The sequence below is a fragment of the Leptolyngbya sp. PCC 6406 genome, assembly GCF_000332095.2.
Lineage (GTDB): Bacteria > Cyanobacteriota > Cyanobacteriia > Phormidesmidales > Phormidesmidaceae > PCC-6406.
Genome location: NZ_KI913949.1, coordinates 934,262 through 946,698, shown reverse-complemented (window position 1 = coordinate 946,698; position 12,437 = coordinate 934,262). Strand labels below are relative to the sequence as shown.

At 55.5% G+C, this 12,437-nt stretch carries 10 protein-coding genes and 2 tRNA genes; 3 read left to right on the top strand and 9 right to left on the bottom strand.

All coding sequences use genetic code 11. The annotated features are described in order from the left end of the window. The first annotated feature begins 300 nt into the window (after nucleotides 1–300). On the top strand, nucleotides 301–1,059 hold the full coding sequence (locus LEP6406_RS0204405; RefSeq protein WP_008313022.1) for a M15 family metallopeptidase: 759 nt from the start codon (nucleotides 301–303) through the stop codon (nucleotides 1,057–1,059). Here the strand turns inward: LEP6406_RS0204405 and LEP6406_RS0204400 are convergent. The 5 genes from LEP6406_RS0204400 to LEP6406_RS0204380 all read right to left on the bottom strand — a co-directional run bounded on the left by LEP6406_RS0204400 (nucleotide 1,056) and on the right by LEP6406_RS0204380 (nucleotide 6,325). After that, the gene (locus tag LEP6406_RS0204400) at nucleotides 1,056–2,069 is read right to left on the bottom strand and encodes an aromatic ring-hydroxylating dioxygenase subunit alpha (protein ID WP_008313019.1); all 1,014 of its coding nucleotides are present in this window, start codon (nucleotides 2,067–2,069) and stop codon (nucleotides 1,056–1,058) included. The genes LEP6406_RS0204405 and LEP6406_RS0204400 overlap by 4 nt on opposite strands. Before the next feature lie 106 nt (nucleotides 2,070–2,175). Then, the gene (locus tag LEP6406_RS0204395; protein WP_008313016.1) at nucleotides 2,176–2,910 is read right to left on the bottom strand and encodes an ABC transporter permease; all 735 of its coding nucleotides are present in this window, start codon (nucleotides 2,908–2,910) and stop codon (nucleotides 2,176–2,178) included. Between the two features lie 87 nt (nucleotides 2,911–2,997). After that, nucleotides 2,998–3,951 (bottom strand): ABC transporter permease, encoded by a 954-nt coding sequence (locus LEP6406_RS0204390; protein ID WP_008313013.1) that lies wholly within the window; start codon nucleotides 3,949–3,951, stop codon nucleotides 2,998–3,000. 8 nt (nucleotides 3,952–3,959) lie between these two features. After that, on the bottom strand, nucleotides 3,960–5,087 hold the full coding sequence (locus LEP6406_RS0204385; RefSeq protein WP_225886409.1) for an ABC transporter substrate-binding protein: 1,128 nt from the start codon (nucleotides 5,085–5,087) through the stop codon (nucleotides 3,960–3,962). 116 nt (nucleotides 5,088–5,203) lie between these two features. Further along, nucleotides 5,204–6,325: an ABC transporter ATP-binding protein gene (locus tag LEP6406_RS0204380; RefSeq protein WP_008313008.1), complete on the bottom strand. Its 1,122-nt coding sequence runs from the start codon at nucleotides 6,323–6,325 to the stop codon at nucleotides 5,204–5,206. A 515-nt stretch (nucleotides 6,326–6,840) separates the two neighbouring features. Between LEP6406_RS0204380 and mrdA the strand changes: the two genes are divergently transcribed. Beyond that, on the top strand, nucleotides 6,841–8,637 hold the full coding sequence (mrdA, locus tag LEP6406_RS0204375; RefSeq protein WP_008313006.1) for a penicillin-binding protein 2: 1,797 nt from the start codon (nucleotides 6,841–6,843) through the stop codon (nucleotides 8,635–8,637). Between the two features lie 381 nt (nucleotides 8,638–9,018). Here mrdA and LEP6406_RS0204365 read toward each other — a convergent pair whose 3' ends face one another. Continuing rightward, on the bottom strand, nucleotides 9,019–9,327 hold the full coding sequence (locus LEP6406_RS0204365) for a hypothetical protein (protein WP_008313002.1): 309 nt from the start codon (nucleotides 9,325–9,327) through the stop codon (nucleotides 9,019–9,021). A gap of 378 nt (nucleotides 9,328–9,705) precedes the next feature. Between LEP6406_RS0204365 and LEP6406_RS0204360 the strand changes: the two genes are divergently transcribed. Further along, nucleotides 9,706–10,542, top strand: a complete 837-nt coding sequence (locus tag LEP6406_RS0204360) for a photosystem II manganese-stabilizing polypeptide (protein WP_008313000.1) — start codon at nucleotides 9,706–9,708, stop codon at nucleotides 10,540–10,542. A gap of 262 nt (nucleotides 10,543–10,804) precedes the next feature. Here LEP6406_RS0204360 and LEP6406_RS32625 read toward each other — a convergent pair. The 3 genes from LEP6406_RS32625 to cax form a co-directional block, all read right to left on the bottom strand. Next, nucleotides 10,805–10,925, bottom strand: a tRNA-OTHER gene (locus tag LEP6406_RS32625). Between the two features lie 5 nt (nucleotides 10,926–10,930). Beyond that, a tRNA-Ala gene (locus tag LEP6406_RS0204355) sits at nucleotides 10,931–11,003 on the bottom strand. Between the two features lie 46 nt (nucleotides 11,004–11,049). After that, nucleotides 11,050–12,210 (bottom strand): calcium/proton exchanger, encoded by a 1,161-nt coding sequence (gene cax / locus LEP6406_RS0204350; protein WP_027268835.1) that lies wholly within the window; start codon nucleotides 12,208–12,210, stop codon nucleotides 11,050–11,052. Nucleotides 12,211–12,437 lie beyond the last annotated feature (227 nt).

Below are 12,437 nucleotides of genomic sequence, written 5' to 3'. Positions count from 1 at the left end.
ATGCACCCGTCCCATGGTTTCCGACCCTGAAAAACGGTAGCTCTAACTGCGATTGCCCCTTGGGGCCGGTCTAGCTCCTTCGGGGCGGTTACACCAATGACCCTCGCATCCTATGGAACATTCTCCAGGGAACATCACACAGATGCCTCAGCAGTAGGGTAATCTACCGACAGATTATAAAAAAGACTACAGGCATCTTCCCGGCGGTCAGGTGATAGAGGTCACGGTTTACCCTAGACCTAGAGCCAATCGCTGATTCTAGACTATTGTTCTGCACAAGATTCCTACGGACGGTGGCGAGTGGCTCCCAACTCCTTTAGATCTATTGACGATGTGCCTGAGGCCCAACGAGATAGCCTCACCCCCAATCGTCCTGGGGGCCAGCGGGGGACTCAGCGCTGGGTCTTGTGGTTTAGTGTTGGCCTCCTCAGCGCCCTAGCAGGGCTGATGGTTTCTTGGGTCACCTACCAAGTGGGCTCCCTAGAGCCCCTATCCTTCCGGCCAGCAGTGACGACCCTGAGTGTTCCCCCTTCCGCCGCCATTCCCGAGGGCAGCGGCACCCTGCTGGGTCATCGCCCCTACGCTGAAGCGCCCCCGGAATCCCTCGTCCCCCTACCCTCTGCCCCCGAGATTCAACTCCACGTCGCCGCCGCTGAGGCACTGGAGAACATGATGGCGGCAGCACGAGTCGAGGGCGTCACCCTGATGCCCCTCTCGGGCTTTCGATCGGTGCAAGATCAGCAGTATTTGTTCTTTAGTATCAAGGCAGAGCGGGGCCAAGACGCCACTACTCGCGCTGAGGTTAGCGCCCCACCGGGCTACAGTGAGCACCACACGGGCTATGCCGTTGATCTTGGCGACGCCAATGCCCCTGAAACTAATGTGCAGATCAATTTCGAGGAAACTGCGGCTTTCCGTTGGCTGCAACAAAACGCCACCCGCTACAGTTTTGAGCTGTCTTTCCCCCTCAACAATCCCCAAAATATCCAGTACGAACCCTGGCACTGGCGCTTCGTGGGGGATTCCGCCAGCCTAGAGACCTTTTATCGCAATCCCTAATGGGTTTGGAGGGCAGCTTCCCCCTGGGTTTTGAGCAGAGCAGCCACCTTTTTGCGAATCATAATGCCGGGGCGATCGGTAAACATATGCTCCTCTTGGCTGAGGCTAAGGGGCACATCATCATCGGTGGATTCTAGGATGTGCTTGTCTTCTAGGGTGACGGCCCGATCAAAAGCAATCACCGCAGCGGCAGGGGTATCGACTTCGGTATCATTGCGGACACAGAACTGCACCATCTGGGAGCAGCCATCACTAATGGGGGTCATGGTGTTCACAACAATGTGCACCAGGCCATTGGGATAGGTGATTTTGAGCTTGATGGTGAAGGGCATCAGCCAGTCCATTTCTAGGGTACGGAGGGTCTGGGCCTCAGCCATCTTGAGGTTTTGCTGTTGCAGTTCGGGGTTCACCACCCCCAAGGTGCCATAGACATGGATGCCCCAGTCTGTTTCGGTGATCTCCAGCTTGTCTGGGGTGGGGTGGTCTTCGCTGCCAAAGGTTTCGGTATGGACAAAGGTGGGATGGGCCAGATCCAGTTCGTTCTCCATAACCCGGAGCCCCGCGCATTGCCAAGGCTCATAAAATTCCTGGATCAGCCGGTAGTTAGGATCTTCGGCTTCGTCAATCTGAGGAACATCCAGGAGGGGATCTTCTAGACAGACCCAAACATAGCCGTAGCGTTCTGTGCAGCGATAGGCTGCCACTCGATAATGGGCCGGAATTGCTGCATCTGCCTTAAGCTGGGGCACCCGCACACAGGCCCCTGAGGGGTCAAACTCCCAGCCGTGATAGGGACAACAGATGCGCCCTTGATCTACGCGGCCCAGGGAGAGTTTTGCAGTGCGGTGACAACAGCGATCTCGGACTGCGGCGGGCTGTCCCTGCTGATCTAGCCAAAGGACTAAGGATTCTCCCAGCAGTTCAAAGGTTTGTGGCCCTTCGGCTAGACGCTGACGGGGCATCACCGGATACCAAAAGCGGCGGAACACAGGCTGCTGAGTGACTAGCATGGGGGGAGGATAAAAATGACCTTATGCCTGGATACAGTAGGTCTCGAAATTGTTTTGTAGTTTTGAATACGATGAATGATCAGTGAAATAGGGGCGCAACTTGATATTACCCTTGCCGCTGGGTGCCCTTGTAGCGTAAATATTCCGCTAGGGCGGCAATCAAACCCGAGCCCATAATCAGCAGCACACTGAGGGCATTCATATCGGGTTTAACCCCGGTGCGGATGCGGCTAAAAATTTCAATGGGCAGAGGATTGGCTCCGCTCCCGGCGGTGAAGCTAGAAATCAGCAGATCGTCCACGCTGAGGACAAAGGCCAGCAGACAGCCGGAGACAATGGCGGGCATAAGCTCCGGCAAAAGCACCTTAATGAGCGCTTGAACCGGATTGGCCCCCAGATCTAGGGCTGCTTCTTCCAGATTGGGGTCAAGGCCGCTCAGGCGACTAGACACCACCACCGCAATGTAGGCCAGACAAAACACCATGTGGGCGGCGATTACAGTCCAAATACTCAGGGGCACCGCCATGGAGGCCAGAAAGACCAAGGTAGCAACTGCGATCGCAATATCAGGAATAATCAACGGTAGATAGGAAATACCCCGATACAGGGGCTTGCCCCAAAACCGATACTTCGCCAGCCCCAGAGCCATCAACGTCCCCAGCACAGCGGAAATGCCCACCGCCACACAGGCAATGAATAGGGTGTCCTGGAGGGCATTGAAAATACGACTGTCCTGTAACAGCGTTTGGTACCAGCGCAGGCTAAAACCCTGCCATACAGAGGTATAGCGCTGGGAATCGTTGAAACTGTAAATCGCCAGTACCAAAATGGGGATGTACATAAACCCGTACATCCCCACCGTGAGGAAACCCTGCCACGAGAAAGGGAATCGAAATTGGAACTGACTGCCTCTCACACCCTTAATCCCCTAGGTTTCCGACACAGAACTGCGATCGCCATACTTCAGCAGTAGAGCAATCCCCAAACTCACCGCAAAGATTAGCACCATACTCAGGGCTGAGCCCAAACCCCAATTGCGAGTAATGCCCAAAAATTGGTTGTAGATTAGTCGGGCAATAGTCATGCTAGAGGCTCCCCCCAGCAACGTCGGCACCACAAAATCCCCCATGCTAGTGATAAACACCAGCAAACAGCCCGCCGCAATCCCCGGCAAACTCTGGGGCACCGTCACCTTCCAAAAGGTTTGACTGGGCACCGCCCCCAAGTCAGCAGCAGCCTCCAGTAGCGATCGATCCAGCTTTTCCAAAGAGGCATAGAGAATCAGCACCATGTAGGGCAGAAAGCTATAGGTCAGTCCAATGAGCACCGCCGTCGAGGTGTAGAGCCAGTTTTGGGTAGGTAGGGGAACCCCAAGACCCGCACTAAGCCAAGTGATCAAACTATTCAACAGTCCCGTAGGACGCAGAATACTAATCCAGGCATAGGCCCGTAGCAACGACGAAGTCCACAGGGGCAACACAAAGGCCACCACCAGGATATTGCGCCAGCGGGCCGGAGCCATGATCGCCAGCCAGTAGGCCACCGGAAACCCCACCACCAGACAGGACAGAGTAGTGCCGATGGCGTAAAACAGCGATCGCCCAATCACCTGAAGAAAAACCGGATCAAAGACCTCCGATAGGGGATTAAAAATCTGGAAATAGTTGCCCAGGCCATAGCCATCCGTCGCCTGTCCCGGTCGCAACCCCGGCACAAAGCTGATGTCCAAGATCAGCAGGGTGGGTAAGACCAAAAACAACACGAGCCAAATGCCAGGGGGACCCAACAGAGTGACCGGGCCAATGGCCCCCCGCAGTCTTTGCAGCCACGGGCTCTGGGACGGACGGGGGGAAACAGTAGGCGGCGGAGAAGATAGGGCCATGGCAATGCCTATGCGCTGGTAAGTCTGGTCCAATACTCGTCATAGAGATCCGTCGCGTCACCAATGGGAGCAATGCCCTCACAGCGCGCCAGCACCTCATCGGAGGGGAAAAGATCCTCATTATTCCTCACCTCATCGGAGAGCAGATCTAGGGACACCGCATTGGGAGTGGCAAAGAACAGGCTCTCGACGGCACTGGTGGATACCTCCGGCTCCAGCATGAAGTTCATCCATTCATAGGCCGCATCCACATTAGGGGCCGATGTGGGAATCACCATCGTGTCCGTCCACACAGAGGAGCCACTAGCCGGGACGATGTATTCCATCCGATCGTCCTCAATGGTGGCAGAGATGGCGTCCACGGAGTAGGCCATAACAACGGTCAAGTCTCCGCCGAAGAGGGCATCTTCATAACCAAAGGACATAAAGGAAGCCAGGGCAGGCTTGATTTCCACCAGTCGTTCATAGGCTTCCTCAATTTCAGCGGGGTCAGTGGAATTGTAGGAATAGCCCAAGGACTTCAGGGTAGCCCCCATCGTCTCCCGCACATCGTCTAGCAGGGTAATTTGGCGCGCGAGGGAAGACTGATTCTCCCAGAGGTAGTCCCAATCCTCTGGCGTACCAGAAACAACCTCGGTGTTGTACAGCAGACCCGTCGTGCCCCAGCTAAAGGGCACACTATGGGCATTACCCGAGTCGTAAACCGGGTCTTGCCACTGATTCAGCATATTTTCTAACCCCTGGAGGCGATCCTGATCCAGTTCTGTCAGCATCTCCAGTTCCAGCATCTGCTGCACCATGTAGTCGGAGGGGTAGATGATACTGTAGCCGTCACCGCCCCCTGCCTGCATCTTGGCCAACATCGTCTCGTTGGAGTCGTAGATGTCGATGACGACCTCAATGCCAGTGCGCTCAGTAAACTGGGCGGCAAGTTCATCACTCGTATAGTCGGCCCAAGTGTAGATGCGTAGGGGGCCATCGCTGCCGCCAGTAGTAGCGGAGGTGGACTCCTCTGCGCCTGGGCCACTGGTCAGATTGCGACGGCAGTTAGACAGTGTGACCCCAGCCAAGGCAGCAGCAGATCCCTGCAAAAATCGGCGACGGGTCGATCCGAAATGGTGAGATGAACTTGACAACAGAGATCGCTTACGGGGCACAGTTTTTACCTCCAGTAGACTTGGCTAAACTCCAAAATCACAAACGAGTCTACACTACCCTTCCTCGGTACCTAGGGAGCTTGAACAATCTCCGGTTAGGCCGCTAGGGCCAGACAATCGGTAGGCTGCCAGTAGACATATACAGCGGTCTCCGCCTCCAGTTGATGCTCTGCCCGATTGGACTGGAAGACCGTCAGACAGTCGCCATTTTCGAGTTGAACGACACAATGGACGTGGGTTCCCAGGTACATCTTGTGCTGAACAAAACCGGCATAGCAGTTACCCGAAGTTTCAGGGGCCGTCTGACTCAGGTGAATTTTCTCTGGGCGCACACTAATGACCACATCCCCTAAGGGCGCGGCTTCTGCCTCTACCCCCCGCTTTACCAGTACGGTGAGTCCGCTCTCGGTGGTGATGCGTAGGATACTGCCGTCGCGGTAGTCTACGCGCCCCCGCAGGAGGTTAGTATCGCCGATGAAATCTGCCACAAAGGGTGTTCTGGGATACTCGTAAATGTCGCTGGGAGAGCCCACTTGCTCAATGCGGCCATCCTGCATCACCGCAATGCGGTCGGACAGAGACAGGGCTTCTTCCTGGTCATGGGTGACCATGATGAAGGTAATCCCCAACTGCTGGTGCAGGTTTGACAATTCCACCTGCATCTGCTTGCGGAGTTTGAGATCTAGGGCTCCCAAGGGCTCATCTAATAGCATCACCGCTGGCCGGTTGACCAATGCGCGAGCTAGGGCCACCCGTTGCTTTTGCCCCCCAGAAAGTTGGGCGGGGCGACGGTGGGCAAAACTTTCCATTTTGACCAGTTTGAGGGCATCGTTCACCCGTTCCTGGGTCTGGGCACGGGGCAATCCTTTAATCCGGAGGCCAAAGGCGATATTGTCCCATACGGAGAGGTGGCTAAACAGGGCGTAACTCTGAAAAACCGTATTCACCGAGCGTCGATAGGCAGGCATGAACCCAACATCTCGCCCTTGGATCAGGACTTGACCCGTGGTGGGCTGTTCAAATCCAGCCACGAGGCGGAGGGTGGTGGTTTTGCCGCAACCCGAGGGACCAAGAATACTGAAGAATTCTCCCTGTTGAATCTGGAGGTCCACCCTATCTACAGCGGTTTCCCCCTCGAAAACTTTAGAAACCTGCTTGAGCTCGACATCTAGGGTGGTGGCCCGAGAGGCGCGGGTGGGAGAAACCGTCTGAGTCATCACAGTACATCCCCTCTGAGAGATTGAGATTGAGCAATTTTAGAGATATCTAGAAAGTTCCCTAGAGAATTTAGAGGGCTACAGACCCCTTTAGGTCTGCATGGGTCCACTGAAATGTAGCAGAATGTCCCAATTTTAGGGTCTATTTGAATACCCTATTTCAGATCCGGCATATCAAGGGCTGGGGAAGGTTTCCGGATAGGGTCTTAGGGATCTGCGGGCACCTTATTTTTCGGCAAGTCCCTTAATGGAATGGGCGATGGAGCCTGTTCGCGATCCTCTAGCCTCTAGGCAAAATATTCCCCCCACTATTCAAGGTAAAGCGCTGGCAAAATGTAGTGTCTGTAACGGTTTCTGTCCCAATTTGGGCTGAATGACGGCCCTCTAGCGGTCTCCTGACGGTCCTGAAACCACCCTGCACACCCCTAGATGGGGGGAGGGATAGGCGGACTGAATCGTTACGGAATCGTTTTTGATACAGTTTGAAGCATTGGTCTACTCCTAAGGATGGAACCATGGCCCTCACTTTCCCTAATGTTCAGGTCCGCGATCGCGATAGCAACCGTACCGTAGGGCGATCCTTGCAGTCGATCGTTTTTATGGTTGTGGTCTCGGTGCTTTTGCTCGGGGGCATGGGCAGTCGGCTGGTGCAGTTGCAGTTGGTGGAGGGCGATCGCAACCGCCAGCTTGCCGAAAACAACCGTATTCGCCTAGTGCCCAAGCGTCCAGCCCGAGGAGCCATTCTGGATCGCAATGGCAAGGTATTGGCGGGCAGTCGCCTGTCCCATTCCGTCTCCATTTGGCCTATTGCCCTGCCCCAATCCGAATGGCCCCAAGTCGTCAGCCGTCTAGCAGAAATTCTGAACGTGCCCCCCGAATCCATTCAGATGCGTTTAGAACAGGCGGGCTACGAGTCCATCGAGTCCATTACCGTGGCCCGAGGCATTAGCCCCGCCCAAGCCACTGCCCTAGCGGAATACAGTTCAGAACTGCCAGGGGTGCGCCTAGAGGGGGAAGCAGTACGCAACTACCCCCATGGAGATTTAGCTGCCCACGTTTTGGGCTATACCGGGGAAATCACAGAAGAAGAATTGACGGCACGGGCAGAGGAAAACTATCGCCTTGGGGATGTGGTAGGCCAATTGGGTTCAGAGGCTGCCTTTGAACCCCAATTGCGGGGCCAGTGGGGCGGACAGCAGGTAGAGGTAGATAGCGCCGGTCGAGTCCTCCGCATTTTAGGTAACAAGCCAGCGGTCTCAGGGGAAGATATTCATCTCACTATTGATTTGGAAATTCAGCGGGCGGCGGAGGCAGCCCTAGGCAACACCCGAGGAGCCATTGTGGCCATCGACCCCCGCAATGGGGCGGTGCTGGCGATGGTAAGTCGTCCTGCCTTTGACCCCAATATCTTTACGGGCAACATCAGCGATGCCCAGTGGGCGGAGTTGCAGAGCGCCGAGTTTCCCTTTGTCAATCGAGCCCTTCAAGGCTTTGCCCCCGCCAGCACCTTCAAGATTGTCACCACCACAGCGGGCATCGAATCGGGGAAATTCTCCCCTGACGCTATCCTGCCCACCTTTGCTTCGATCAATATTGGCGGCATCCAATTTTGGGACTGGAACAACGCTGGGTTTGGTCCCTTGGGTTTCCGGGGAGCCATGGCCATGAGCAGCGACACTTTTTTCTATCAGGTGGGGATGCGAGTAGGGGGTGAAACCCTCATAGACTGGACCCGACGTTATGGCTTTGGCTCTAAAACCGGGATTGAACTGGGGGCGGAGGAAAGTCCAGGGCTGGTGCCTGACGATGCCTGGAAACAGGAAAATATTGGTTATGGCTGGTTCCAAGGGGACACGGTAAATATGTCCATCGGCCAGGGCTTTTTGCAGACCTCACCCTTGCAGGTGGCGGTGATGTTTGCGGTGCCCGCCAATGGTGGCTACCTCGTGACTCCTCACCTGCTGAAGGACAATGAGGAAGCTAGGAACTGGCGACAATCCCTAGAATTGGCCCCCACAACCGTGACGGTGTTGCAGGAGGGGCTACGGCAGGTGATCTCGGCGGGGACGGCCCGATCGCTAAATGATTCCTCTATTCCTCCCATTGCGGGGAAAACGGGTACCGCCGAAGCTCCCCCCAGGGAAAATCACACCTGGTTTGGAGCCTACGCTCCCTTTGACAATCCAGAAATCGTCATTGTGGCCTTTGGTGAGCACTCCGGTAGTGGCGGTGGCGCGATCGCGGCTCCCATGGTGAAAAAAGTCCTGGACGCCTATTTCAAAAAGCCCGCCGCCGCCACCGCCCAACCCTAGCCACCCCTCGGGACTCCCCATGGAATAGGCAACCCCAAGGGAATCCATTCAAAATTGCCTGTCCATGGGTGACATCCTGCATCGGGCGCGGAAACCGCGTCCCTACCCCTAAGCCCTATGCCAAAGGCAGGCTCCTCGCCAACGGGCAGGCTTCGCCAACACGGGTCACCCAGCACAAGGACAACCATCCTACGACTAGGTTGCTCCTGCGGAGCCGCTACGCGAACAGGACAGGCAAGGGATTGCCCCTACGGTATTAACCTCAATCCTGGATTTCCCGGCACTGGGTAGGGCGGGTTTTGAGCCTACCATCCTGGATCTCCCAGTCAATACGAGCTAAACCCGCCCCTACGGGATTTACTCCAATACCCTCACACCCCATCACCCTCCCCCCTGCTGCTCCATCAAGTAAGCCAGTAGCGATCGCAATTGCATTCGCTTGATATGGGGCCAGCCCCCCTTCGTCTCAATCTCCCTCAGCAGGGCGTATAGATGTTGGCGATTTGTGGGTAGCGCCTCCTGAAACCATCCTTCCCGGATATAGCCGTGAATCTGTTCTAGCAGCCTTAGCAGTTCCAGTAGGGCAATTTCATCCCCTTTGCGGGCCAGGGCTATCTCCTCAATACGGCGGGCTAATGCCTGTAGCTCGGGGGATAGATGTTCAAAATCGGGTGCGCGGCGATCGCCCATGGGCTCTAGATTTCCTTCCCAGAAGGGTCATTGGTCCTCCCCAATTTACTCTGCAACGCCACAATTCGTTACACGTCCAACCCCCTTCAACCCTCTCCCCTGGCCTATTCGGGGAACAGCGCCATGTAGAATGCTTCTTGAGGCTTTTGTCGAGTTCCTAGCGTTTTTGATATGCAAATCGCCATGCAGACAGCCCTGTCTGGGGAATTCAGGTGGCCTAGGCAAAAGAGCCTGCGGTAGCCCGATGTAGCCTAGGGCGGATGGCTAGACCGAATGGATTTTTCTCTCCATTCGTTGCGCTAGACCCTAAAGCCATTTAATAAGAATCTGCGCTGACAGAAGCTCCATAGCGATTTATCCGAATTTTTGAGGTTGACCATGAGGTATCGCGCTCTGATTGTTGCCTTCCTGGCAGTTTGCCTGGGGTTTTTGACCGCCTGTAGCGAGGGGCCGGTCGCCACAGCGGACGTTCCGCTGACCTATGACCAAATCCGTAATACAGGTCTAGCCAATAGCTGTCCTCAACTGTCAGAAACCAGTCGGGGCACTATTGAGCTGGTTTCGGGCAAGAAGTACCAAATTGCTGGGCTCTGCCTAGAACCCACCACCTACTTCGTGAAAGAAGAACCCAGTAATAGCCGTCGGGCAGCAGAATTCATCCGTGGCAAATCCCTAACTCGCTATACTTCTTCCCTGAATCAAGTGCGGGGCGATCTGGTGTTGGAATCCGATGGCAGTTTGACCTTTTCAGAAAAAGATGGCATGGACTTCCAAGCCATCACCGTTCAGCTCCCCGGTGGTGAACAGGAACCGTTTCTCTTTACTATCAAGGGTCTGACCGCGAAGTCCCAGTCTGGGCTGAATGCTGTCACCACCTACACCGACCTCAAAGGCAGCTACCGCGTGCCCTCTTACCGCACCTCCAATTTCCTGGATCCCAAGGGTCGAGGGTTGGCCACGGGCTATGACACCGCTGTTGCTCTACCTGCTCGGGGAGATAGCAAGGAACTACGCCGGGAAAACACCAAGGCGTTTGATATTGGCGAAGGGGAAATCGTTCTCCAAATTTCCAAGGTAGACAGCTACACCGGAGAAATTGCCGGAACCTTTGAGGCAAATCAGCCTTCTGATACGGACATGGGCACAGCCGAGCCTGTGGACATCAAGGTCCAGGGCATCTTCTACGGTCGTGTCGAAGACCTAGAAACCGCCTAGAGGCCAAAACCTCTTCGTCTTTGAAGGCCAGAGAGAAGCACAAGACCTCCGAGGTTTAAAAACCTCGGAGGTCTTGTGCGTGAAATGGAGAATAGGGGAGTCGTTCACGCAGTGTCTCCGTAAGGAGAAACCCCTCACCTCTGCGGTGCGATTGCCCTCCGGGCAGGCTCTGCCCTAGCGTTAGCCTTAGCGTAGCCATGCCGGAGGCTATTGCCCGGAGGGCTATACGCAGCGCCCTACCAACTGAGCTAATTCCCTGAAATGGAGAATAGGGGAGTCGTTCGCGAAGCGTCTCCGTGAGGAGAAACCCCTCACCTCTGCGGTGCGATTGCCCTCCGGGCAGGCTCTGCCAACGCAGCGCCCTACCAACTGAGCTAATTCCCTGAAATGGAGAATAGGGGAGTCGAACCCCTCACCTCTGCGGTGCGATCGCAGCGCTCTACCAACTGAGCTAATTCCCCAGGCTGGGTGTCATTTTAGCAAACCCGCCGCAACCTGAGGACAGGTCTAGCCCAAAGGTCCGGTCAAGGGATCGAAATAGAAAACCAGCGCCACAATGGCGTAAGTTGCCAGCAGTAGCACCCCCTCCAGCCAATTGGATTTGCCATCAGAGCTGATGGAGTTCGCGATTAACACCGCCACTGCCACCGCCACCAATTCAAACGGGTTGAAGTTCAAATCCATCGGCTGCCCCGTGACCCAGCCCGCCAGAACCAGAATCGGGGCCACAAATAGGGCAATTTGCAAGCTAGATCCCACCGCGACCGACACCGATAGATCCATCTTGTTTTTCATGGCCACCGTGACCGCCGTGGCGTGTTCAGCGGCATTGCCAATGATGGGCAGCACAATCACCCCGGTAAAGAGGGGGGTCAGGCCCAGTTGTTCCGTTGCCACCTCTAGCGCCCCCACCAGTAGTTCCGACTCTAGGGCAACAACCAAGGTAGCCCCCAGTAGCACGGGAATCCAGAACTTCAGATTCGGGGTATGGCTTTCCCCAGCTTCGCTTTCTTCCCTGGCGGTACCGGAGTCATGGGAGGCTTCTCCGAGAGCGACATCAGGGGCATTGACGGTGTCTAGATCCTCAGCCACACCGACATCGTAGAGATAGGCATGGGTTTTCATGGAAAAGAGGAGGGTGAGGCCATAGACCCCAATCAACACAAATGCCACAGCATAGGACAGTTCTTCTAAGGTCAACTCCGCCATACCGCCGGAGGTGGTTGCTAAAGCTGTAGGCAGTAGCATGGCAATCACAGCGAGATTCATGGTGGACGCATTCACCCGCGCCAAAACGGGCTGAAAGCTCTGCTCCTTATATTTCAGCCCCCCCAAGAACATCGAAAGTCCCATCACCAGCAGCAAGTTGCCAATGATGGATCCGGTGATGCTGGCCTTGACGACACTGACCAGTCCTTCGTTTAGAGCGATGAGGGCAATGATTAATTCGGTGGCGTTGCCAAAGGTGGCATTCATCAAGCCACCCCAAGAGGGTCCGAGGACAACGGCAATTTCCTCGGTGGCGGTGCCCATCCAACCCGCCAAGGGGATGATGGCCAAGCCCGCTGTGATAAATACGATCAGTTCTCCCCAACCCAACAGATGGGCGGCAATGGAGACGGGAACAAACACCAGCAACCCAAAAAAGATAAGGTTTTTGATCGCCATACAGGCTCCGCCTAAGGGGGACAGCATGGTCTTGCAGCAAGCCATGCCAGTGCTTTCCTATTCTCAGTGGCAGTGGTCTTAGGGAGCAAGCAGATTCACTGTTTGATGTGCATTCCGGCCTGACCCCCTCTAACTCCCCCTTTACAAGGGGGAGGACTAGAATTTCCCCCCTGGATTAAGGGGGGGTTGCAAGGGGCATCAGCACCCTTCCAGAAATATGTGTACAC

Bases quoted from the DNA above. Each gene is read 5' to 3' on its own strand.
- LEP6406_RS0204400 (WP_008313019.1), bottom strand. From the start codon at position 2,069: ATGCTAGTCACTCAGCAGCCTGTGTTCCGCCGCTTTTGGTATCCGGTG.
- LEP6406_RS0204395 (WP_008313016.1), bottom strand. From the start codon at position 2,910: ATGTACATCCCCATTTTGGTACTGGCGATTTACAGTTTCAACGATTCC.
- LEP6406_RS0204390 (WP_008313013.1), bottom strand. From the start codon at position 3,951: ATGGCCCTATCTTCTCCGCCGCCTACTGTTTCCCCCCGTCCGTCCCAG.
- LEP6406_RS0204380 (WP_008313008.1), bottom strand. From the start codon at position 6,325: ATGACTCAGACGGTTTCTCCCACCCGCGCCTCTCGGGCCACCACCCTA.
- mrdA (WP_008313006.1), top strand. From the start codon at position 6,841: ATGGCCCTCACTTTCCCTAATGTTCAGGTCCGCGATCGCGATAGCAAC.
- LEP6406_RS0204365 (WP_008313002.1), bottom strand. From the start codon at position 9,327: ATGGGCGATCGCCGCGCACCCGATTTTGAACATCTATCCCCCGAGCTA.
- LEP6406_RS0204360 (WP_008313000.1), top strand. From the start codon at position 9,706: ATGAGGTATCGCGCTCTGATTGTTGCCTTCCTGGCAGTTTGCCTGGGG.
- cax (WP_027268835.1), bottom strand. From the start codon at position 12,210: ATGGCGATCAAAAACCTTATCTTTTTTGGGTTGCTGGTGTTTGTTCCC.